At 57.3% G+C, this 21,841-nt stretch carries 17 protein-coding genes, 1 other RNA gene and 1 pseudogene; 1 reads left to right on the forward strand and 18 read right to left on the reverse strand.

Translation table 11 applies throughout. The features are described 5' to 3' along the window. Position 1: 1 nt before the first annotated feature. The 18 genes and pseudogenes from lpxC to rsmI form a co-directional block, all read right to left on the reverse strand. A complete protein-coding gene (lpxC, locus tag ATG98_RS03440) occupies positions 2-916 on the reverse strand; it encodes a UDP-3-O-acyl-N-acetylglucosamine deacetylase (protein WP_098422142.1) in 915 nt (304 codons plus the stop codon). Positions 917-1,292: 376 nt separating this feature from the next. Further along, positions 1,293-2,279, reverse strand: a pseudogene (gene ftsZ, locus ATG98_RS03450) (cell division protein FtsZ); the annotation flags it as partial. A 119-nt stretch (positions 2,280-2,398) separates the two neighbouring features. After that, positions 2,399-3,634 carry a cell division protein FtsA gene (ftsA, locus tag ATG98_RS03455; protein WP_098422145.1) on the reverse strand — a complete coding sequence of 412 codons (1,236 nt, stop codon included), beginning with the start codon at positions 3,632-3,634 and terminating at the stop codon, positions 2,399-2,401. 36 nt (positions 3,635-3,670) lie between these two features. Next, the gene (locus ATG98_RS03460) at positions 3,671-4,510 is read right to left on the reverse strand and encodes a cell division protein FtsQ/DivIB (protein WP_098422146.1); all 840 of its coding nucleotides are present in this window, start codon (positions 4,508-4,510) and stop codon (positions 3,671-3,673) included. Next, a complete protein-coding gene (locus tag ATG98_RS03465) occupies positions 4,503-5,453 on the reverse strand; it encodes a D-alanine--D-alanine ligase (RefSeq protein WP_179888259.1) in 951 nt (316 codons plus the stop codon). Before ATG98_RS03465 ends, ATG98_RS03460 begins: the two co-directional genes overlap by 8 nt. 46 nt (positions 5,454-5,499) lie before the next feature. Then, positions 5,500-6,960 carry a UDP-N-acetylmuramate--L-alanine ligase gene (gene murC, locus ATG98_RS03470; protein ID WP_098422148.1) on the reverse strand — a complete coding sequence of 487 codons (1,461 nt, stop codon included), beginning with the start codon at positions 6,958-6,960 and terminating at the stop codon, positions 5,500-5,502. Then, complete coding sequence (gene murG, locus ATG98_RS03475; RefSeq protein WP_098424359.1) at positions 6,953-8,038, reverse strand: undecaprenyldiphospho-muramoylpentapeptide beta-N-acetylglucosaminyltransferase; 1,086 nt, start codon at positions 8,036-8,038, stop codon at positions 6,953-6,955. The genes murC and murG overlap by 8 nt, the downstream gene beginning before the upstream one ends. Next, a complete protein-coding gene (gene ftsW / locus ATG98_RS03480) occupies positions 8,031-9,233 on the reverse strand; it encodes a putative lipid II flippase FtsW (RefSeq protein ID WP_098419518.1) in 1,203 nt (400 codons plus the stop codon). Before ftsW ends, murG begins: the two co-directional genes overlap by 8 nt. Then, positions 9,230-10,576, reverse strand: coding sequence for a UDP-N-acetylmuramoyl-L-alanine--D-glutamate ligase (murD, locus tag ATG98_RS03485; protein ID WP_098419519.1), 1,347 nt, complete (start codon positions 10,574-10,576; stop codon positions 9,230-9,232). Before murD ends, ftsW begins: the two co-directional genes overlap by 4 nt. A gap of 16 nt (positions 10,577-10,592) precedes the next feature. Continuing rightward, positions 10,593-11,678, reverse strand: coding sequence for a phospho-N-acetylmuramoyl-pentapeptide-transferase (mraY, locus tag ATG98_RS03490; protein ID WP_098419520.1), 1,086 nt, complete (start codon positions 11,676-11,678; stop codon positions 10,593-10,595). Next, positions 11,663-13,042: a UDP-N-acetylmuramoyl-tripeptide--D-alanyl-D-alanine ligase gene (locus tag ATG98_RS03495; RefSeq protein WP_098419521.1), complete on the reverse strand. Its 1,380-nt coding sequence runs from the start codon at positions 13,040-13,042 to the stop codon at positions 11,663-11,665. Before ATG98_RS03495 ends, mraY begins: the two co-directional genes overlap by 16 nt. Further along, on the reverse strand, positions 13,039-14,520 hold the full coding sequence (locus ATG98_RS03500; protein WP_098422149.1) for a UDP-N-acetylmuramoyl-L-alanyl-D-glutamate--2,6-diaminopimelate ligase: 1,482 nt from the start codon (positions 14,518-14,520) through the stop codon (positions 13,039-13,041). Before ATG98_RS03500 ends, ATG98_RS03495 begins: the two co-directional genes overlap by 4 nt. A 2-nt stretch (positions 14,521-14,522) precedes the next feature. Further along, positions 14,523-16,268 carry a peptidoglycan D,D-transpeptidase FtsI family protein gene (locus ATG98_RS03505; RefSeq protein WP_098422150.1) on the reverse strand — a complete coding sequence of 582 codons (1,746 nt, stop codon included), beginning with the start codon at positions 16,266-16,268 and terminating at the stop codon, positions 14,523-14,525. A 73-nt stretch (positions 16,269-16,341) separates the two neighbouring features. Further along, a complete protein-coding gene (ftsL, locus tag ATG98_RS03510; protein ID WP_098422151.1) occupies positions 16,342-16,749 on the reverse strand; it encodes a cell division protein FtsL in 408 nt (135 codons plus the stop codon). Continuing rightward, a complete protein-coding gene (gene rsmH / locus ATG98_RS03515) occupies positions 16,749-17,723 on the reverse strand; it encodes a 16S rRNA (cytosine(1402)-N(4))-methyltransferase RsmH (protein WP_179888036.1) in 975 nt (324 codons plus the stop codon). Before rsmH ends, ftsL begins: the two co-directional genes overlap by 1 nt. Next, positions 17,723-18,172, reverse strand: a complete 450-nt coding sequence (gene mraZ, locus ATG98_RS03520; protein WP_098422153.1) for a division/cell wall cluster transcriptional repressor MraZ — start codon at positions 18,170-18,172, stop codon at positions 17,723-17,725. Before mraZ ends, rsmH begins: the two co-directional genes overlap by 1 nt. A gap of 303 nt (positions 18,173-18,475) precedes the next feature. Then, positions 18,476-18,832, reverse strand: an RNA gene (rnpB, locus tag ATG98_RS03525) — RNase P RNA component class A. Positions 18,833-18,882: 50 nt separating this feature from the next. Continuing rightward, the gene (gene rsmI / locus ATG98_RS03530) at positions 18,883-19,764 is read right to left on the reverse strand and encodes a 16S rRNA (cytidine(1402)-2'-O)-methyltransferase (RefSeq protein ID WP_098419527.1); all 882 of its coding nucleotides are present in this window, start codon (positions 19,762-19,764) and stop codon (positions 18,883-18,885) included. 161 nt (positions 19,765-19,925) lie between these two features. Between rsmI and ATG98_RS03535 the strand changes: the two genes are divergently transcribed. Further along, positions 19,926-21,818, forward strand: a complete 1,893-nt coding sequence (locus ATG98_RS03535; protein ID WP_098424360.1) for a penicillin-binding protein activator — start codon at positions 19,926-19,928, stop codon at positions 21,816-21,818. Positions 21,819-21,841: the final 23 nt, after the last annotated feature.

The raw sequence follows: 21,841 nt of genomic DNA on the forward strand, positions 1-21,841 counted from the left end.
TTCAGGCGGTAGCTAAAACAGGTTTGACGTAAGAGATCGGAGCGTTAGCTTCGTCATCAAAGATCACTACTTCCCAGGCGTCCTGCTCTGAAATAAGAAGGCGCAGCAGGCGATTATTCAAGTCGTGGCCGGATTTCACACCACGGAACTCGCCAATCAGGCTGTTGCCCAACAGATACAGGTCGCCGATAGCGTCCAGAACCTTGTGCTTGACGAACTCGTCGTCATAGCGCAGACCGTCTTCATTAAGAATTTTGTAATCGTCTACAACAATGGCGTTATCAACGCTGCCACCAAGAGCCAGGTTCATGGAGCGAAGCTTTTCAATATCGCGCATAAAGCCGAAGGTGCGGGCACGACTGACTTCTTTCACAAACGAAGTGCTGGAGAAATCAACCGTAGCGCTTTGGGCGCGGCCCTTGAAAGCAGGGTGGTCAAAGTCGATGCCAAAGCTGACCTTGAAGCCTTCAAATGGCAGAAAGGTGGCGCTTTTGTCGCCGTCTGTAATCGATACTTCACGCTTGATGCGGATAAACTTCTTGGCTGCGTCTTGCTCGGCAATACCGGCAGACTGCAGCAAGAACACGAAGGGCCCTGCCGAGCCATCCATGATCGGCACTTCAGAAGCGCTGAGTTCCACAAAACAGTTATCGATGCCAAGGCCGGCCATGGCCGACAGTAAGTGCTCCACCGTTGACACCCGTACGCCATCTTTCATCAACGTGGTTGACAGCATGGTCTCGCCGACATTTTCTGCGCGGGCCCGAATTTCGACCACAGGGTCCAGATCGGTACGACAGAAAATAATTCCAGCATCAATGGGTGCGGGCTTCAGGGTCAGATACACCTTTTCACCCGAATGCAGCCCAATGCCGGTGGCGCGAATGGTGTTTTTAAGAGTCCGTTGTTTGATCATCGGTACAGAGTTCCGTCGAAAAGGCGATACGCTAGGCAAGAAACTGCTCGCATAATATCAGAAAATACAACTGGCCACCATGAAAACGCCCTTTTCTGCTCAAAAAACAGCCAGAACGGACCATAGGTAACCAGTGCACACTTTCCCGACTGAAGGTTTCAAGCACCCGCCCCAGCCGGCTCCGAGTCATATTATTACCAGTTTATCAATCCGCCTGACGGCGAAGGAATGCGGGAATATCGAGATAGTCCACATTCGCTTCCGCGCTGTCGCGACCTTGATCAAGCGCCGCGTTGCCGGAAGCCACTGCGCGACGGCGCAGAATGGCCGGCCGGTCTAGCTGGTTGTAGTCGGTTTTACCATCCAGGGTGCGGCTATTATCCACCACCTTGGTCGGTTTTTCACGACTGCCGCCTAGGCCAGTAGCCACTACCGTTACCTTCAGTTCGTCGGTCAGGTCCTGGTCAATCACGGTACCCACAACCACGGTGGCCGTGTCTGAGGCAAATTCGCGAATGATGTCGCCTACCTCGGCAAACTCGCCCAAGTTCAGGTTAATGCCGGCGGTGATGTTCACCAGAATGCCCTTGGCTCCGTGCAGGTTAACGTCTTCCAACAGCGGGCTGCGAATAGCGGCTTCGGCGGCTTCGCGGGCACGGTTTTCACCGGTTGCGCGGGCAGTACCCATCATCGCCATGCCCATCTCGGACATCACCGTTTTCACGTCAGCGAAGTCGACGTTGATCATGCCATTGCGGGTAATCAGGTCGGCAATACCCTGAACAGCACCTAACAGTACGTCGTTGGCAGCGGCAAAGGCATCCAGCAGGCTGGTGTTCTTGCCCATCACCGACAAAAGTTTCTCATTCGGAATGGTAATCAGCGAGTCAACGCATTCTTCCAGCTCGCGCAAACCGGCTTCCGCCATGCTCATGCGCTTGCCGCCTTCAAACAGAAATGGCTTGGTCACTACGGCAACCGTCAGAATGCCCAGCTCCCGTGCCACCTGGGCAACAACGGGTGCGGCACCGGTTCCGGTGCCGCCGCCCATACCTGCGGTGATAAACACCATATCGGCGCCACTGATGGCATCCGAAATACGGTCGCGATCTTCCAGCGCCGCCTGACGTCCTATTTCCGGGTTAGCACCGGCACCCAGGCCTTTGGTGATCGCGCCACCGAGCTGGATGATTTGGCGTGCGTCCAGGTCTTTCAAAGCCTGGGCATCCGTGTTGGCGCAGATAAAATCAACACCTTCAATGTCGCTGTTAAGCATATGGCGCACGGCGTTACCGCCACCACCACCTACACCGATCACTTTTATAACTGCGTTTTGCTGCACACTATCGACAAGTTCAAACATATCCCCACTCCTTCGTGCTTTAGTCAGCCTGTTTTACGGCTGTTCTTTTTTGAAATTTGATGGTTCAAAACGATTGCTGCTTTGCATCTTTTATGAATCAAATGTGCTTGCATGGCGGCTCAAAAATGGCCGGTAAACCAGGCCTTCATTCGCTCAAACAGCGTGGGAGCATGCTCCCCCTTGAGCACCGGTGCCCGCCCCAGATCCATCTGGCGGAAACCATGTATCAACAACCCAACGCCGGTGGCGTAAATCGGGTTATTAACCACTTCCGTCATGCCCGACACGGCCTGCGGACAGGCCAACCTGACCGGCATGTGGAAAATTTCTTCTGCCAGCTCAATCACACCCTCCATGGTGGATGCGCCTCCCGTAATCACGATGCCCGCTGGAATCATTTCTTCAAATCCCGAACGTCGCAGTTCCGACTGCACCAGCATGAACAGTTCTTCGTAGCGGGGCTCAACCACTTCGGCCAAAGCCTGACGTGACAAATCCCGCGGAGCACGGTCGCCGACGCTGGGCACTTTGATGGTTTCATCCGCGCCCGCCAGCTGGGTCAGCGCGCAGGCGTATTTGATTTTAATTTCTTCAGCGTTCTGGGTTGGCGTACGCAACGCCATGGCGATGTCGTTAGTGACTTGGTCACCGGCGATGGGAATCACGGCGGTGTGGCGAATAGCACCGCCAGTAAACACCGCTATGTCGGTGGTGCCGCCGCCCATATCCACTACACACACGCCCAGCTCTTTTTCATCTTCAGTGAGAATGGCGTGGCTGGAAGCCAGCTGCTCAAGAATGATGTCGTCAACTTCAAGACCGCAGCGGCGAATGCATTTTTCAATATTCTGGGCGGCATTCACTGCGCAGGTCACCAAGTGCACCTTGGCTTCCAGGCGCACGCCGGACATCCCCAGGGGCTCTTTAATGCCTTCCTGATTATCAATCACGAATTCCTGCGGCAGTATGTGCAGAATTTTCTGATCTGCCGGTATGGCTACGGCCTGGGCTGCGTCAATGACCCGGTCGATATCTGCCTGGGTCACCTCGCGGTCGCGAATGGCCACAATGCCGTGGGAATTCAGGCTTTTGATGTGACTGCCGGCAATGCCTGCATACACCGAGTGAATGCGGCAGCCGGCCATCAGTTCGGCTTCTTCTACCGCACGCTGAATGGCCTGAACCGTGACTTCAATATTGACCACGACACCGCGCTTCAGCCCTTTTGAGGGGTTAGAGCCAACGCCCACTACTTCAATAGAGCCGTCCATTTTGCGCTTGCCGACAATGGCCACCACTTTTGAGGTGCCAATATCCAGGCCGACAATCATGTTTTCCGTTTCAACCGATGACATGTGTTCCACCAAACCCTAGGTCTGAATAAACCGTTGTTATGTTTTCGGAGTTGAGGCAGCCGTAACTGCCTTCCACTGCACCGCAACACCATTTGTGTAGCGCGCATCCACCCTGCTAACTTCATCTGCCCGGGACGCAAGCCGGGCCTGATACACGGTCATAAACCGCTCAAAACGCTGCTCGACCTGATCACGGCCCAGCACCACATCTATGCCGTTACCCAGGCGCAAGGTCCACGCCCCGCGCTGCTCCAAATTCAGGCCACTGAAACCAAGGCCGTGGCCAACCAGCTGATCACTCAGCGTGCGCGCCATGGTTATCACCTCTCGCACCCGCTCATCAGGGCCGGACAGCAGCGGCAAAGCACCGGCTACTTGCGGGTTGGGCGGGCTGAACAACTCGCCCGTACGGCTAACCAGGCGGCCGTCGCTCCAGTAGGCCAGTGGCTTTTTCTCGCGGATGTTGACCGTCAGACGGTCTGGCCATTCGCGCTTTACGGCCGCCGATTCAACCCACGGGCGCTGTTCCAGACTGGCCTTGATCTCTGCCAGATCGGTTGCGAAATAACTGCCTCCAACCCAGTCCCCAAGGTGGCGTTCCAGGTCCACCTGGTTTTCGCCCACCAGCGTGCCATTCACATCAATGGCCAGAATTTGCTGGTCCATCGCCGCCAACACTTTACTGGCGCCCCAGGGCACCAGTGCCGCTGTCAGAATCACCACAATACCCAAACCAAACTGCACCCAAGGCACGGCGCTAAAGACAGCCCTTAACACTGCAAACCGGTCTTGCTGCGGGCCAAGGGTTGTTGCCCCCCGGCGCTGCGGCGGTTCGGACGGAAGGGCCCGAGTCCGGATCAGCAGGTTTTCAAGCATGGCTTGGCTCTCCTTCCTGTTCCGCGCCGCTTTGCTCGAGAGTGTCCGCCAGAATGCGCACCACCAGTTCCTCAAAACTGATACCCGCTGCCCGCGCCGACATCGGCACCAGGCTGTGGTCGGTCATTCCCGGCACGGTATTCACCTCTAGCAACCAGAACTTGCCATCGGTGTCTTGCATAATGTCGACCCGGCCCCAGGTGCGGCAGCCCACAACCCGGAAGGCTTCCAGCGCCAACTGTTGAAGACGTAGTTCATCGTCTGCTGACAGCCCACAGGGAATGCAGTAGCGGGTGTCGTCGGCCAGATATTTGGCGTCGTAATCGTAAAACACATGATCGGTACTCAGGCCGATGGCCGGGAGCGCGCGGTCTTGCAACAAACTGACGGTAAATTCCGGGCCTTCAATCCACTCTTCCACCAACACCGAGGTATCCAGAGCCGCGGCCGCCTGCCATGCCTGCACCAATTCGCTGGCGCTGGTGACTTTGCAGATGCCGATGCTGGAGCCTTCACGGGACGGTTTCACGCTCAGCGGCATGCGCAACTCAGCGGCGATACTAATGGCGTCGTCCGCAGAAGCCATGGTGCGGAACTTGGGCGTGGCCAAACCGCAACCGGCGAATACGTACTTGGTGCGCAGCTTGTCCATGGCCAGAGCCGAAGCCATTACATCGCTGCCGGTGAACGGTATACCAGCCTGGGATAGAATTGCCTGCAACGTTCCGTCTTCACCACCGCGACCGTGCAACGCAATAAATACCCGGTCAAACTCGGGCTGCTCCACGGTTTTCAACAGACAACCCTGCACATCTATGCCAAAGGCATTTACACCCGCAGACAGCAGGGCCGAAAGCACTGCCTGGCCGCTTTTCAGGGACACATCGCGCTCGGCGGAATCACCGCCCATAAACACGGCCACCCGGCCAAATGCTTTCACCATGGCAGGGTCGGCCTGAAACGGCTGCAGTGCTGAATAGTGCTGCTGGTCACTCACCGCTTATCCTCCCTGTCGCTACCACTCCCGTTGTTGCCAGGCGGGCTGCCACGGCCCCGATATCACCGGCCCCTTGGGTTATCAGCAAGTCACCATCGCGCAACACGCTGGCCAACAGGCTTTCGATGTCTTTATTGTGTTCGACAAACACCGGCTCTACTTTGCCTCGCTGGCGCAGGCTGCGGCACAGGGCGCGGCCGTCACATCCGGGAATGGCTGCTTCGCCGGCGGAGTAAACGTCCATCAGCAGCAAGCCGTCCACCGTGGACAGCACTTTGACAAAATCTTCGTAAAGGTCGCGGGTGCGACTGAACCGGTGCGGCTGGTACAGCATGACCACGCGACGGCCGGGCCAGGCGTCACGGGCGGCACGAATGACCGCGGCGACTTCGGTGGGGTGGTGGCCATAATCGTCAACCAAAGTTATGGAACCCTTAGCGATCGGATAGTCACCGTACACCTGGAAGCGCCGGCCAACACCGGCAAAACCCGCCAAGCCACGGCCGATTGACGCGTCGTCAATGCCGTCATCGGTGGCCACGGCAATCACCGCCAGCGCGTTGAGCACATTGTGGCGGCCCGGCATTTTCAGCTCTACCTGCAAATCGGCCCGCGGCCCCGGGCGTTTCACCAGGAAGCGCGTGCGCAGGCCGTCGGCCTCAATGTTCTCGGCGCGGTAGTCGGCCTCTGGGTTATCAATTCCGTAGGTGATGATGGTGCGCGAAATACGCGGCAGTATTTCACGCACGTAGGGATCGTCGATGCACATCACGGCCACGCCGTAAAACGGCAGGTTGTGAAGGAAATCAACAAAGGTCTGCTTCAGCTTTTCCACATCGCCACCGTAGGTGTCCATGTGGTCGGCTTCGATGTTAGTGACCACGGAAATCAGTGGTGTCAGGTGCAGAAACGATGCGTCGCTTTCGTCGGCTTCCGCGATCAGGTAGCGCGATCCGCCCAACTTGGCATTGGTGCCGGCGCTGTTCAGCTTGCCACCAATTACGAACGTTGGGTCCAGACCTGCCTCGGCAAACACCGACGCAATCAGGCTGGTGGTGGTGGTTTTGCCGTGGGTTCCGGCAACCGCGATGCCGTGGCGATAACGCATGATTTCCGCCAGCATTTCTGCCCGCGGTACGATGGGAATGCGATTACTGCGCGCCGCAACCACTTCCGGGTTGTTGGACGCCACCGCTGAAGACACTACGACCACATCGGCTTTTTCAGTATTTTCGGCGCGATGGCCAATCTGTACATCAATACCCATGGCCGTCAAACGCTGGGTAACGGTACCGTGGCGCAAGTCGGAACCGGACACGTTATAGCCCTGGTTCTTTAGCACCTCGGCGATACCGCTCATGCCGGCACCGCCAATACCGACAAAGTGAATATGGCGTATGCGGCGCATTTCCGGCACCTGATATACCAGTGGCAATGTGTTGGCATCAGCCATTGGCGGCCTCCAAACAATAATTCACGACTCTCTCCGTTGCATCGATGCGGGCCAGCTTGCGAGCTGCCTGCGACATTATTAAAACCCGCTTACGATCATTCGCCAGATCGCTCAGGATGTCTGCCAACAGCGCAGGGGTCAGGCGCGGCTGGGGTATAAGCAAGGCCGCACCGGCGCTAACCATCTGTTCGCCGTTGCGGGTTTGATGGTCATCCACCGCATGGGGGAAAGGCACCAGAATGGCGGCGCAACCGGCAGCGCAGAGTTCCGACACCGTTAACGCACCCGCGCGGCACAGCACCAGATCAGCCCAGGCAAAAGCCCCGGCCATATCGGTAATAAATGGCTCCACGCTGACCTCAACGTTCGCTGTCTGATAGGCATCGCGAGCGGCCTCGGCGTGATTTTCACCGCATTGGTGGCGCACGTGCGGGCGACACTCGGCCGCCATTTGCGCCAGCGCCTGGGGCACCTGCTGATTGAACACCTGCGCGCCCAGACTGCCACCAACGACGAGTAACCGCAGCGGGCCTGTGCGCCCCGCCAGACGTTCTATTGGTGCTGCCAGCGCGGCAAAATCCGTGCGCACCGGATTGCCGGTGCAGCGGGTGACGGTTTTTGCATCAAAGCTTCCGGGGAATGCTTCCAGCACGATGTCGGCAAAGCGCACCAGCAGTCTGTTGGTCATACCGGCAACGGCATTCTGTTCGTGAATAACCAAGGGTGTGCCGGTCAATCTGGCCGCTAACCCACCGGGGCCGGTCACAAAGCCGCCCATGCCAACCACGCAGTGCGGGCGAATGCGCCGCATAATGGTGAACGCTTCACCCAGGGCACGCATCAGTTTGAACGGCGCTTTTATCAGCGCCAGCTTGCCCTTGCCGCGCAATCCAGAAACATGGATCAACGACATTTCAATATCGGTATCGGCAACCAGCCGCTGTTCCATGCCGCCAACGGCACCCAGCCAAAACACCTGATGGCCACGGGCCTGCAAGGCGCGGGCGGTAGCCAGCGCCGGGAACACGTGGCCACCAGTGCCGCCGGCCATCATCAAAAAACGCCGGGGTTCAGTCATAAGCAGCTCCTCCCCGGTGTTTTTTGCCGGCAGGCTCGGCTGCTGCCGTTGCAGCATCCAAGCGCTCCATCTCTATGCGTGCCAATATGCCCAAGCACACGCAGGTCATCATCAAACTGGAACCGCCGTAACTGACCAGCGGTAACGTTAGGCCTTTGGTAGGCAGCAAACCGGTGGCTACCGCCATGTTAATGGCCGCCTGCAAGCCAATCAGCAGGCTGATGCCATAGGCGAAACAGGCGGCAAATGGCTGCTTGGCCTGTTCTGCGCGGCGGGCAATCACAAAACCGCTGATCACCAGAATGGTAAACAGCGCCACCACTAACAAAGCCCCAATCAGGCCGAATTCTTCGGCAATAATGGCGAAAATAAAGTCGGTATGGGCCTCGGGCAGAAAGAACAGCTTTTGAATAGAATTGCCCAGACCGACGCCGGCCCATTCGCCACGGCCGAACGCAATCAGCGACTGGGTCAGCTGATAGCCGCTGTTAAACTGGTCTTGCCAAGGGTCCAGATAGCTCACCACGCGTTTCATTCGATAAGGCTCGGCAACTACTGCCAGGGCACCCAGTGCAGCCAGCGCCACTACTAGGGGTGCAAAGCGCATAAGGCTGACACCGCTAAGGAAAATCATGCCGGCGGCTGCGCCCACCAGCACCACGGTGGCGCCAAAGTCCGGCTGCACCATCAGCAAGCCCGAAGCCACGCCCATCACCGCCAGCGGCTTGATAAAACCGGGCCAGGTATTCAACAGCTCGTCGCGGCGGCGCACCACGTAGCTGGCCAGATAACCCACCAGGCAAAGCTTGGCGATTTCGGACACCTGAACGTTGAAAATACCAAACGAGATCCAGCGAGTAGAGCCGTTTACCGTGTGCCCCAGCGGCGTAAGCACCAGCGCCAAAACCAGCAACCCCACGCCCAGCAGCAACCAGCCGCTATTCTGCCACCAGGAAACCGGCACATTAACCACGATCAGAGCCAACATGCAGCCCAGCACCACAAACACAAGCTGGCGAAATATAAAGTGGTAACTATTGCCAAAGGTGGCACCGGCAATGTCCATGGACGCCGATGAAATCATCACCAGCCCCAGCACCATCAACGCAGCGGCGCTAACAATCAGCAATGGCAAGGGTTGCAGCGCTGAATGGCGATTGCTGTACACGGGCAATGCCGATTGGGCCTGAATCATAGCGCCTCCACCAGCGTGCGGAAGCGCTCACCGCGATCAATATAATCACGAAACATATCCAGACTGGCGCAGGCCGGCGACAACAACACCCTGTCACCCGGCTGCGCCAGCCTCGCGGCGCTTGCCACCGCGTCGGCCAAGCTGTTTTCAATGTGGGTTGCAGTGCCCTGCGCCAGAACGTCTTGCAGCTGCGCCGCATCACGGCCAATCAGCACCACCGCACGGCAGTGTAGACGCGCAGGTTCTGCCAGTGGGCTGAAATCGGCGCCTTTGCCATCACCACCAGCAATCAGCACAATTTTTCCCGCCACCGGTGCCAGGCTGTCGAGCGCGGCGGCTGTAGCGCCCACGTTGGTGCCTTTGGAATCGTTGATATATTCAACACCGTTGACCAGACGAATAGGCTCGCAACGGTGGGGCAAACCGTGAAATGCCCGCGCCGTCTTCAACATGCTGTCCATCGGCAAACCCGCCGCCTTGCCCAGACCAAGCGCCGCCATTACGTTGCTAAGGTTATGGCGGCCGATTAGCCCAAGTTCATCGGCGCGAATCAGATTATCCAGTCCCCAGGTTACCCAGGGGTGGCCACTGACACTGTCGTCACGGGTGCTAAAGGTCTCTGGGTTGACCCGGTTCATACCAAAGCAGACAAAGCGCAGCGTGTTCCGTGCCATGGGGGTACTTAGAGCGTCATCCAGATTCACAATGGCGTACTGGCAGCCCCGGAATATCCGCTGTTTGGCTTGGTAATAGGCCATTTTGTCTGGGTAACGGTCCATATGGTCGTCGCTGACATTGAGTACCGTGGCCGCCAGTGCATTCAGTTCATCCGTGGTCTCCAGTTGAAAGCTGGACAGTTCCAACACGTATAAGCGCGCACCGGTATTCAGCAAATCCAGCGCCGGAGTGCCAATATTGCCACCCACTGCAACCTGGTAGCCGGCATCACGAGCCATGTCGGCGACCAGCGTGGTGACTGTGGTTTTGCCATTGGAGCCGGTGATAGCAATAATCGGCGCATCGGCAGCTTCTGCAAACAGATCAATATCACCGCGAATACGCGCGCCACTGGCGGCGGCAGCAGCAATAGCGGGCTCGGCCACACTGATACCCGGGCTTACAATCAGTTCACTGAAAGCGCTGAAAAAGCCGCTGTCAAACGCGCCTAAATGCACTTCGACGTCAGGCCAACCGGCTTGCAGCTCAGCAAGGCCCGGTGGCGCCTCACGGGTATCCGCTACGGCCAGCTTGCGGCCTTGTGCTGCCAGATAGCGCACGCAGGAAAGCCCGGTTTTACCGAGCCCTACAATCAACGTGCGACGATCGGACACAATGACACCCATATTCGGCAACACTCCTTTATCTCAGTTTCAAACTGGCCAAACCAATCAACACCAGAACCACGGTAATAACCCAAAAACGCACGATAACCCGCGGTTCGGGCCAGCCCTTCAATTCAAAATGGTGATGCAGCGGCGCCATGCGGAAAATTCGCCGCCCGGTCAGGCGGAACGACGCCACCTGCAAAATCACCGATACGGTTTCCATCACAAACACGCCGCCCATAATGAACAGCACAATTTCCTGGCGTACAATTACCGCCACTATGCCAAGAGCTGCGCCCAGGGCAAGAGCACCGACATCGCCCATAAACACCTGCGCGGGATAGGTGTTGAACCACAAAAATCCCAGACCGGCGCCGACAATGGCGCCACAAAACACAATCAGTTCGCCGGTGCCAGGCAAGCGCGGAATCAACAGGTAATTGGCAAACTGGACGTGGCCCGACAGGTAGGCAAATATGCCCAGCGCCGCGGCTACCATGACCGTGGGCATAATCGCCAGACCGTCCAGTCCGTCGGTGAGGTTAACCGCGTTACTGGTGCCAACAATCACGAAATAGGTCAGCAGAATAAACAGCACCGGCCCCATGGTGAGCGACACCTGCTTGAAAAACGGCAGATACAGCGAGGTTTCCTGAGGTAGAGACGCTGTCATAAACAACGCGATAGCGGCACCGGCACCCACCACCGACTGCCAGAAATACTTCCACCGGGCCGGCAGGCCACGGGAGTTGCGCTCGACGACTTTGCGGTAATCATCTACCCAGCCGATAGCGCCAAATAACAGAGTGACCAAAAGGGTGATCCACACGTAGCGGTTGCTTAAATCTGCCCACAACAGGGTACTGACAGCGATGGCCACCAGAATAAGCGCGCCACCCATAGTGGGCGTACCGGCTTTGCTCAGATGGGTTTGCGGGCCGTCGTCGCGCACCGCCTGGCCAATCTGGTATTGCGCCAGCTTGCGAATCATCACCGGGCCCACCAACAGCGAAATCAGCAGCGCCGTCAGCGTGCCCAGAATGCCGCGCAGGGTGAGGTACTGAAACACCGTCAGCGATGTGAAGTACTGTGAGAGTATCTCTGTTAGCCAGAGCAGCATGTGCCATTCACCTTATTTTTTATTCCCTCCACCACAATCTCCATGGCGGAACTGCGAGAACCTTTCACCAGCACGGTGGCCGGTACCTGTATGTTTTTTAAAACGGCATCAACCGCCTGGTTGTGACTGGCGCAGATTTCGACCGTGGCACCAAAACCCCGGACGTAGCCTTCACAGCCCGGGCCTACCGCCAGCAGCCGCTCAATGCCCAGATCACGAGCGTATTGCGCTACTTCCTGATGTAGCTGGGCAGCCTGCTCTCCCAGTTCAGCCATGGCACCCAGCACCGCAATGCGCGGTGACGGGCGTTTTGCCAACACCGCCAGCGCGGCTTTGATCGACGCCGGATTGGCGTTGTAACTGTCATCAATAAGGGTCCAACCCTGCGCCAGTGGCTGTATGTGCAGGCGGCCTTTTACCGCTAGCACCTGTTCCAGCCCGGCTTTGATATGCTCATTGGTGGCGCCCAGTTCACGCGCTGCAGCGGCCGCCATAGCGGCGTTACTGAGATTGTGCTCACCTTCAAGGCCAAGCCGTACCTCGCAAAACCAACCCTCTGGCCCGCTGATCTGCAGCAGACCGCCGGCCCCGGCTGTGACCTTGTAATCAGCTGCAACATGGCCAACGCGACTTACGCTTGCCACACGGCGACGGCCGGCGCGGGCCAGCCACTGATCAAACGCCGGATCATCCCGATTAAGCACAACCAGGCCATCATCAGCCACGCCGTCAATGATCTCGCCCTTGGCAAGCACGATGTTCTGGTAGCTGCCAAAACCTTCAAGATGGGCCTGGCCCGCGTTAGTCAGAATCGCCACCTGCGGTTTCACCATCGTTACGGTGTATGCAATTTCATTAAGGCCACTGGCGCCCAGTTCGATCGCGCCAAAGCGGTGCTCAGGCGCCAGACCAAACAGAGTCAGCGGCACACCAATGTGATTGTTCAGATTGCCTTGGGTTATCAAAGCCGGGCCCATTTGCTGCAAAATCGCCCCGGTCATTTCACGCACCGTGGTTTTGCCGCTGCTACCGGTAATGGCAATCAGAGTCGCGTTGCTGGTTGCACGGTGTCTCGTTGCCAGCTCGCCCAGCGCGATCAAAGTGTCGCTGACCAGCAACTGGGGAAGGTCCACAGCGGCATCAATGCAATCCACGACAGCAGCGCTTGCGCCCTGCTCCTGCGCTTTTTGCAAAAACCGGTGGCCGTCAAAATTCTCACCACGCAACGCCACGAACAACTGCCCTGGCTGCAAGCTACGGGTGTCGGTGTTGACCGCGTTAAACGTTAATTTGTCCGGCCCGTCAAAACGACAGTCAGGCTGCAACCAATGAACGGCTTCCGCTAGCGAAAAAGAGCGCATCATGCTACTTCCTCCCGTTGTTTCAGAGCCTGGGTTACCTGCTCGCTGTCACTGAACGGGTGCTTGCAACCAGCAATATCCTGATAATCTTCGTGGCCTTTGCCAGCCACCAGCACCAGATCGTCCGGGCCGGCCAGAGCAAGGGCGGCAGCGATGGCCTGGGCACGACTGTGAATCAGCTGCACTTTTTCCGGGGCAGTAAATCCGGCCATAATATCGGCTGTGATAGCGGATGGTGTTTCAGTACGCGGGTTATCGTCGGTGACAATCACCAGATCAGCGCCGTTTTCAGCCTGTTGCGCCATTTCCGGCCGTTTGCCACTGTCACGGTCGCCGCCACAGCCGAAAACGCAAATCAACCGCCCGCTTACGTGGGGGCGCAACGCCCCCAACGCGTTGTTCAAAGCATCAGGGGTGTGGGCATAATCCACCACTGCCCGGGCACCGTCGCCGGCGGTAAATACCTGCAAACGTCCGGCCGGCGGCACTAGCCGGCAAACGCCCTGCTGCACTTGGGTTACATCAACCCCCAACGCCATCACTGTGGCAACCGCAGCCAGTACATTGCTGGCGTTGAACCGGCCCATCAGCGGCGCTTCAATGGTGAATTCGCCCCACCGACCGTCCAGCACGGCCCGAAAGCCGTTGTCCAAAGCGCAAAAATCTTTTACCCACAACTCCATTTTCGATTCGTGCAGACTGAAGCCCAGGCGCTCGCACTTGTCTTCAAGCTGCTGGTAAAGCGTGCGACCAAAAGGATCGTCGACATTAGTCACCACAAAGCGCAACCCTTCATGGCTGAAAAGCTTGGCCTTAGCCTCACCGTAGGCGGCCATGGAGCCGTGATAATCAAGGTGATCCCGGGTCAGATTGGTAAACACCGCTGCCGTTAAAGTAAGGCGATCAATACGGCCCTGATCCAAAGCGTGGGAAGACACTTCCATAGCCGCAGCGCGGCCGCCGCTGGCCACAATGCCTGCCAGCACCCGATTGGCCTGCACCACGTCTGGGGTTGTGTGGGTCGCCGGCTGCAAAGCCTCGGGCATGCCGTTACCTAACGTGCCCATTAAGCCACAGGGCGTGCCCGCCGCTTGAAGTAGCTGTGCAATATACTGGGTTACCGAGGTTTTTCCGTTGGTACCCGTTACGCCAATCAACTGCAGGCGCTGTGACGGGTATTCAAAAAAACGGTCTGCAAGCTTACCCAGCCGAGCTTTTAATTCGGGCACCGGCACGATCAAGGCGCCGCTCCGCTCGCGGCACTCACCAGCCTGTTCAGATTCCAGCAAAACCACCGATGCGCCAGCGCGAATAGCGTCGTCTATATAATGTTCCGGCCCTGTATGAGCGCCCGCCAGCGCTACAAACGCATCACCGGTCCGCACTTTACGGCTGTCCGTTTGCAAACCGTGGATGGTCACGTCAAATACCGACGGCACCACAACCAAACCCTGCAACAGGGTACTTAGCGACGTTATCATGGCTAGCCCCTCTCCCCGCTGGTGGGTGAAGGTGCCGAGGGCCGCGGCGCACTGCTGTGCACTATATCCAGCTCCGGTTTAACATTAAGCAACCGCAAGGCGTCGCTCATCACCCGCGCAAACACCGGCGCGGCCACTTCACCACCGTAATACTCGCCAGACTGGGGCGCATCCACTGCCACGATTGTGACAATTCGCGGGTTATCAATGGGCGCAATGCCGGCAAATATGGCCTTGTACTGACCGTCTTCGTAACCCTGGGCGCCCACCAGGTGAACCGTGCCGGTTTTACCTCCGGCAGAATAGAATCCCGGTTGCGCGCGTTTGCCGGTGCCGCGAGTAACAACGTCACTGAGCATGCTGCGAATCTGTGCTGTTACCTGCTCTGACACCACGCGCTGGCCGGTCGGCGCCTGGTCAAGCTTCAGCAGGCTCAACGGATAGCGCACGCCACCGTTGGCAATGACCATGTAAGCCTGGGCCAGTTGCAGCGCATTTACGCTAAGCCCGTAACCGTACGACAGGGTGGCCTCTGCCGCCGGACGCCATTTGACGGGCGATGGCAGAACCCCGACAGCTTCACCCGGAAAGCCAATACCCGTCGGCTGACCCAAACCGACCCGGGCGTAAAAATCACGAATCACCTGGCCGCCAATCTCGGTGGCAATCCTGCTCATACCTACGTTGCTGGACTTAACAACAATATCCGTCAGACTCAAAATGCCGTAGTTGCCACTGTCACGAATGGTAAAACGGCCAAAACGGCGAAAGCCCGGGGCCGTATCAATCTGGCTGCCGATTGTGTACTGATCGGTTTCCAGCGCCGCAGCCATAGCCAGTGGCTTCATCGCAGAACCCGGTTCAAACAGATCGGTAATGGCTTTGTTACGAAGATTTTCCGCCGCCAACTGACTGCGGTCATTAGGGTTGTAGGAGCCCTGGTTCACCATCGCCAGCACTTCGCCACTGTTCGCATCCAGCATCACCAGAGTGCCACCGCGGGCGTTGTGCGCGCTGACTACCGCTTTCAGTTCGCGGTAAGCCAGATATTGCAGGCGCAAGTCTATGCTTAACGTCAATTCGCCACCCGGACGGGCATCACGAATCAACGTCAAATCTTTGATCAGCCGGCCACGGTTGTCTTTCAACACCCGCTTACGCCCGGGCTCTCCAGACAAAACCCGGTTGTAAGCCAGCTCAATACCTTCCTGACCGTTTTCATCGATGTTGGTAAAGCCAACAATGTGGGCGGTAACTTCTCCAGCGGGGTAGTAGCGCCGATATTCTTGGCGGGAGTAAACGCCGCCGATATCCAGAGCCATGGCTTTACGCGCCAGTTCAGGCTGAATTTTCCGGCGAAGGTAAATAAATTCCCGCGCGACATAGTCAGTCAAACGCTGGCGCAAGGTAGCTTCGTTAAGCTGAAGCAAGCGAGCGAGATTAGCGATGCGCGGATCTTTCGCGTCCATCTCCGATGGATTCATCCAAAGCGTCTGCACCGGCGTGCTTACTGCGAGTGGTTCTCCATAACGATCGGAAATTACACCACGGTGAGCATCAATACTTTCTACACGGATTGTTCGAACGTCGCCTTGCTGGCGCAGAAATTCGTTGTCGATAACGTGCAAATCCACCAGACGCACGGAAATAGCACCGATTACCAGGATAAATGCGCCCAATACAAAGCCATAGCGCCAGTTAGCGGCGATGCGCTGACTCCATGTGGCTGTGGTTTGCGGGTCGGACACGTTAGCGGTTCCTACTTGGGGTTCTATTCATTATCAAGCGGCCTGATCACTGGCTTTGGCAGCTGCGTGAAATTCAGTAATATCGTTTTGCAGGAACCGTAAGCGGCACCAACACAATGTCCTGGCGCCCGGGAACAACCATATCGAAATGCGTGGACGCCAAGCTTTCAACGCGCCCTAGTGCGCTCAACGCGCTCTGTTCCAACAGCAGCTGGCTCCATTCCCGCTGGAAGTCGTCACGCTCTTCATGCAGCTGTGACAGCCCGTTGAAAAGCGCACGATTTTTGTGGGCACTCACCACCACACCAATGGCAGAAGCCAGCAATATGACCACAAGCAGTAGCGACACCAGAACGTTGCTTTGCCGTGTTGCAACAAACACCTGGCTGGAAATGCGCAGCGCAGACGCTACACCATTTCTCATCACCCTGGTGTTTAAACGGCGGGTTTGCACCCGCTCTTCGATAGCCACAGCGCCCATCAGATTTTCTCCTGTGCAATGTCTGCGCGACGTTCCAATACCCGCATGACCGCGCTGCGGGCTCTCACGTTATCGCTCACCTCGTCAGACGCCGCCTTGCTGGCTTTACCAACAAGACGGTACGCCGATGACTCTTCAGCTGCGGTGACCGGAATACCCTTTGGCATCTGCGGACCGCGCGCCAAATCACGCATGAAACGCTTCACCAACCGGTCTTCCAGCGAGTGGAAACTGATCACTACCAAACGGCCACCAGGGGCCAGTTTTTCGGCAGCGGCCTTCAAGCCCAACTCCAGATCTTCCAGTTCACGGTTGATAAAAATGCGAATAGCCTGAAAAGTTCGGGTTGCCGGGTGTTTGTGTTTTTCCTTTTTTGGTACCGCCTTAGCCACCAGCTCTGCTAATTCCAGAGTGGTGCTGATCGGCGCCTCCGCTCGGCGTTCCACGATCAGCCGGGCAATACGGCGGGAGAATCGTTCTTCACCGTATTTAAAAATAACGTCGGCAATCACTTTTTCATCCGCGCTGGCCAGCCACTCTGCGGCACTGGGCGCTTGCTGAGGGTTCATTCGCATGTCCAGCGGGCCCTGGCGCATGAAACTAAAACCACGAGAGGCATCGTCCAGCTGTGGCGAAGACACACCTAAATCCATCAGTACGCCTTCAACCCGAGGCCACTGCGCCTGTTCCAGCGCCTGACCCAGCTCGGCAAACGAGCCATGAAACACATTAAAACGTGAATCTTCCGCCGCCAGAGTACGAGCTTCATCGATGGCCTGCGGGTCTTTATCGATACCCAGCAGCGCGCCATTTTCAGCCAGACGCTCAAGAATCATGCGGCTGTGGCCGCCACGACCAAACGTAGCGTCAACGTAGCGGCCGCCACTATCGGTCAGCAACAAATCTACCGCTGAGTCCAGCAACACCGAGCGGTGCGAGAATGACCCCACAGGCCCTTCAGTCGAGGTCAGCATCACAGCGACAAGTTCTTCATGGCGTCGGTCATCTCTTCGGCGTCAGGAGGTGTATCCAGCAAATGGTTCCAGCTTTCCTCGCTCCACAATTCCAGCTTTTTACCCTGGCCTATTAACATCAGTTTTTTCTCCAGCCGGGCGTATTGTCTGAGCGTGGGTGGAATCAAAATCCGGCCTGCCGAATCCAGCTCCATCTGAGCGGCATTACCCAGCACCAGGCGCTGCAGGCGTAATGCTGCTCTATTCATGTTGGGAAGCGCTTCAATGGCGGGACGCAATTCGTCCCACGCAGATTGCGGATATAACCGCAGACAACGGTCGGCGTCTGCAACCGTTAATATAAAACGGCCGCCACAAACCTGAATGAGCTCCTCGCGCACTTTGGCAGGGATCGCCAAGCGACCCTTAACGTCCATATTGATCGCATGACTGCCAGAAAAGTTACTCATTAGCCCTGTCTCTGGGGTTTGAATCCACTATAAACCACTAAAAACCACTTTTTCCCACTTGTGCATACTATAGAAACACGCACTCGACAATGCAAGCATCGACTATGGGAGCTAATATAAAAAATTTGCTTTTAAAACAAGGAGTTACGGACATAGTTGAAGGGGAACTGCTAGATTAAACTTAAGAAAATAAACAAAATCAAATACCTTCAATGAACATCGCAGACTGTCGTTGAGGTGTAAGATCTTTTGGCTATTACTCGCCCAAGGGCGATTAAACGGGGAATTAAAAGAGGGGCGAAAAAATCGAGCTCGCCGGTAAGCCGGGTTCTGTCGTGGACAGTCATTCATCTAGGGCCTGCGTCACCACAGGCCTCAAGCAACCTACCCGAATCCAGCGCGGGCCACGCCAACGGACTCCTATTTGGTCTTGCTCCAGGTGGGGTTTACCATGCCGTGAACTGTTGCCAGCCACGCGGTGCGCTCTTACCGCACCCTTTCACCCTTACCGGCCACCGAACGAATCCGCTGGCTTAGGCGGTCTACTCTCTGCTGCACTTTCCGTCGGCTCACGCCGCCCAGGCGTTACCTGGCACCTTGCCCTATGGAGCCCGGACTTTCCTCCCCCAGTAAACCGGCGGCGACTGTCTGGCGAGCTCGGCGCCGACAATAGCGCGGCGCCGCAGCCCATGCAAGCAAAAACGCAGCGCTCAACCACCACTCTTAAGGTGCAAGGCGCGCTGGTAAAGCTCGTTCTTCTTTCGACCGGTAATCTCAGCCACCATTTTCGCCGCGGTCTTCACTGGCAATTCGGTTAACAAAACCGTTAATAGGCGATCGGTGTCCAGCGTTGTCTGCTCGCTATCGGGCTCTGGAGCAGCCCCGTGAATCATGACTACAAACTCACCGCGACTGCCGTGGGGGTCCTGCTGCAATTCGGCCAGTACTTGCTCGGCTGTGCCGCAGTAAAAGGTTTCAAACGCCTTGGTCAGCTCTCGCCCCAGCACCAGCTCCCGGTCTGCACCCATTACCGTAATGACATCAGCCACTGTGTCGGTAATGCGGTGCGGTGACTCATACAGCACCAGCGTTGATGTTTCAGCCTGCAGCGATTCCAGCACCGAACGCCGGCCGGAACCTTTGGCCGGCAAAAAGCCGATAAACTGAAAACGATCGGTAGGCAGGCCACTGGCGCTCAACGCGGCCACCAAAGCACAAGCACCGGGTATGGGACAAACCTGAAAGCCTTGAGCTCGGGCCTCGCGCACCAAAATAAAACCGGGATCTGAAATCAATGGCGTTCCGGCATCCGAAATCAAAGCCACGCTACGGCCGCTCCCCAGCTCGGCAAGTATTCGGCTATGTTGGTCGCGCTCGTTATGGTCGTGTAACGCCATCATTGGTTTGTGCAAGCCCAAGTGCTGCAGCAGGCGCCCACTGTGGCGCGTATCTTCAGCGGCAATCAGGTCTACCGTTGCCAGGGTTTTTATCGCACGCGCCGATAAGTCGTCCAGGTTGCCAATGGGTGTTGCGACAATATAAAGCACCCCGGCGCTAATGGCTTGAGCCTTGTCTGTGTGCTTTGTAATCATCGTATTAACCGCCTTGCCCGCGAAAGCGAGACTGTGTGTATGAACCCGCGCGCTTACATAAGCGCGGCATGACACTTACTTCATGTGAATTAATGCCGGAACTGCTAAGCTTTGCGGGTTTTTCTCCCAAGCTTAATCACTCGGAGCACGCTGAGCCAGCTATGACTAACAAGCGCCTTGCCCACCCCGCCATTGCCGGCCTATTGGCTACTATTCTGCTAACCGCCGGCTGCGCAGGGGTTGATCTGCGGTCCCAGATCGTTAACACACCAGCGCAAGCTCTGGAACTGGCCAGCCAGGAGCGCAATCAAGACACAGCACAACGCTATCTGCTGCGCATCGCCAGCCGCTTTCAACAGCAGGGTGACCATCAGGGAGCGCGCAAGCTACTGCAAAGCGGGCAACTGGCGCAACCCTTACCCGAGCTGGTCAACCAGAAGCGATTGTTGGCCATGAACGGCGCGATGACGCTGAAAGACCAATCCTGGGCACAGCAGCTTACCGCAGACCTTAGCATCAACAGCTTTATGGGAGTAACGCCAGAGCTGCTAAATCGCGCCGGTAGCCTACAGGCGCAGACGCTGGCACTGGCGGGTAATCCACTGGCGGCCGCCAAGACCCTGATCGCCCTGGCCCAGGCTGACAGCAGCGCCAACGCACAGCTGCTACACGATCGCATCTGGCAATTGCTAAAAACCGTCAACGACAAGCAACTTAGTAGCGCCGACAGTAGCGAAATAGGCTACGAGACCCAAGGCTGGCTGGAACTGGCAACACGGGTAAGAACACCGGGCACGGGGTTTGACGAGCAGGGCCGGGTTATCCGGCGCTGGCAGTCAAACTGGCCAGGCCATCCTGCTGCCCAGCTACTGCCGTCTGAGCTGAAGCTGATTGCAGGCCTTGCGGCCAGCCGGCCTGAGCAGATTGTTCTGGCACTGCCCCTGAACGGCCCACTGACCACCGCCGGTAAAGCCATACGAGACGGTTTTCTGGCTGCCTACTTTAGCGATGCGTCCGTTGACCGCGAGGCCACGCGTATACGGGTTGTCGACAGCAAGCAGAAGCCTTTTGGGGAATTGTATCAAGAACTGGCGAAACAACCGGTAGACCTGCTGGTAGGCCCCCTGGATAAAGACGCTTTGGCCGAACTGAGCAAACTGCCCAGTCTGCCACTGCAAACACTCGCCCTTAACTATTTGCCCCAAGGCGTCAGTGCACCAGCAGGACTCTACCAGTTCGGCTTGTCCGCTGAAGATGAAGCCCGACAAATTGCGGATCGACTGGGCGCCGAGGGGCTCAAGCGCGTACTGGTGATCATCCCCAGCGGCGAATGGGGCAACCGTGTAGAAACCGCCCTGACCGAACAGCTGGCCAAACATGGCGGACGCGTTATTGGCATCCAGAGGTTTTTGCGAGAGGACAACCTGCGCGCGGTCACCGCCGACCTGCTGGGCATCAACACGTCCCGCGACCGTGCCATTGACGTGGAACGTACCATAGGCATCAATATTGAGTTCGAAGCGCGGCGTCGACAGGATGCCCAAGCCATTGTAATGGTGGCCGAGCCTGATACCGCACGCCAACTGAATCCCCTGTTTGCGTTTTACTTTGCCGGCGACCTACCTGTTTACGCGCCCTCTATTGTTTATGCCGGCATTCCTGCGCCCGGTCGCGACCGCGACCTCAACGGGGTGATATTTACCGACATACCTTGGGTGCTGGATGAAAAAAACCCGCTTCGGGATGAAGCCGGCAGCCAGCTTCCGGGCGCCACACGCGGGCAGCTCGGCCGCCTGTTTGCCATGGGCGCAGATGCATGGCACTTAAGCAAGCGCCTGCCGCTGCTTCAACAGGTTTCAGACGCCACTATTGACGGCCAAACCGGTGTACTGGCAATGACGCCCTCCGGCAGCGTTCGCCGTTATCAGCGCTGGGCCCGCTTTAGTTCCGGCAACGTCGAACTCTTGCCAGCAATGCCTACCAGCTTGCCCAAAGTAGAAGCCGACGCCGACCAGCCCCAGGCCAGGCCGGCGATCACCGGGGACGCACTCTGATTTTCTGAAACAGGACGGCCAAT

The sequence above is a fragment of the Marinobacter sp. LV10R520-4 genome (assembly GCF_002563815.1).
Classification (GTDB): domain Bacteria; phylum Pseudomonadota; class Gammaproteobacteria; order Pseudomonadales; family Oleiphilaceae; genus Marinobacter.

What these genes read in the sequence shown, in the direction of transcription:
- lpxC (WP_098422142.1), bottom strand. Translation starts at nt 916, where the DNA reads ATGATCAAACAACGGACTCTTAAAAACACCATTCGCGCCACCGGCATT.
- ftsA (WP_098422145.1), bottom strand. Translation starts at nt 3,634, where the DNA reads ATGTCATCGGTTGAAACGGAAAACATGATTGTCGGCCTGGATATTGGC.
- ATG98_RS03460 (WP_098422146.1), bottom strand. Translation starts at nt 4,510, where the DNA reads ATGCTTGAAAACCTGCTGATCCGGACTCGGGCCCTTCCGTCCGAACCG.
- ATG98_RS03465 (WP_179888259.1), bottom strand. Translation starts at nt 5,453, where the DNA reads ATGGTGAAAGCATTTGGCCGGGTGGCCGTGTTTATGGGCGGTGATTCC.
- murC (WP_098422148.1), bottom strand. Translation starts at nt 6,960, where the DNA reads ATGGCTGATGCCAACACATTGCCACTGGTATATCAGGTGCCGGAAATG.
- murG (WP_098424359.1), bottom strand. Translation starts at nt 8,038, where the DNA reads ATGACTGAACCCCGGCGTTTTTTGATGATGGCCGGCGGCACTGGTGGC.
- ftsW (WP_098419518.1), bottom strand. Translation starts at nt 9,233, where the DNA reads ATGATTCAGGCCCAATCGGCATTGCCCGTGTACAGCAATCGCCATTCA.
- murD (WP_098419519.1), bottom strand. Translation starts at nt 10,576, where the DNA reads ATGGGTGTCATTGTGTCCGATCGTCGCACGTTGATTGTAGGGCTCGGT.
- mraY (WP_098419520.1), bottom strand. Translation starts at nt 11,678, where the DNA reads ATGCTGCTCTGGCTAACAGAGATACTCTCACAGTACTTCACATCGCTG.
- ATG98_RS03495 (WP_098419521.1), bottom strand. Translation starts at nt 13,042, where the DNA reads ATGATGCGCTCTTTTTCGCTAGCGGAAGCCGTTCATTGGTTGCAGCCT.
- ATG98_RS03500 (WP_098422149.1), bottom strand. Translation starts at nt 14,520, where the DNA reads ATGATAACGTCGCTAAGTACCCTGTTGCAGGGTTTGGTTGTGGTGCCG.
- ftsL (WP_098422151.1), bottom strand. Translation starts at nt 16,749, where the DNA reads ATGGGCGCTGTGGCTATCGAAGAGCGGGTGCAAACCCGCCGTTTAAAC.
- rsmH (WP_179888036.1), bottom strand. Translation starts at nt 17,723, where the DNA reads ATGCTGACCTCGACTGAAGGGCCTGTGGGGTCATTCTCGCACCGCTCG.
- mraZ (WP_098422153.1), bottom strand. Translation starts at nt 18,172, where the DNA reads ATGAGTAACTTTTCTGGCAGTCATGCGATCAATATGGACGTTAAGGGT.
- rsmI (WP_098419527.1), bottom strand. Translation starts at nt 19,764, where the DNA reads ATGATTACAAAGCACACAGACAAGGCTCAAGCCATTAGCGCCGGGGTG.
- ATG98_RS03535 (WP_098424360.1), top strand. Translation starts at nt 19,926, where the DNA reads ATGACTAACAAGCGCCTTGCCCACCCCGCCATTGCCGGCCTATTGGCT.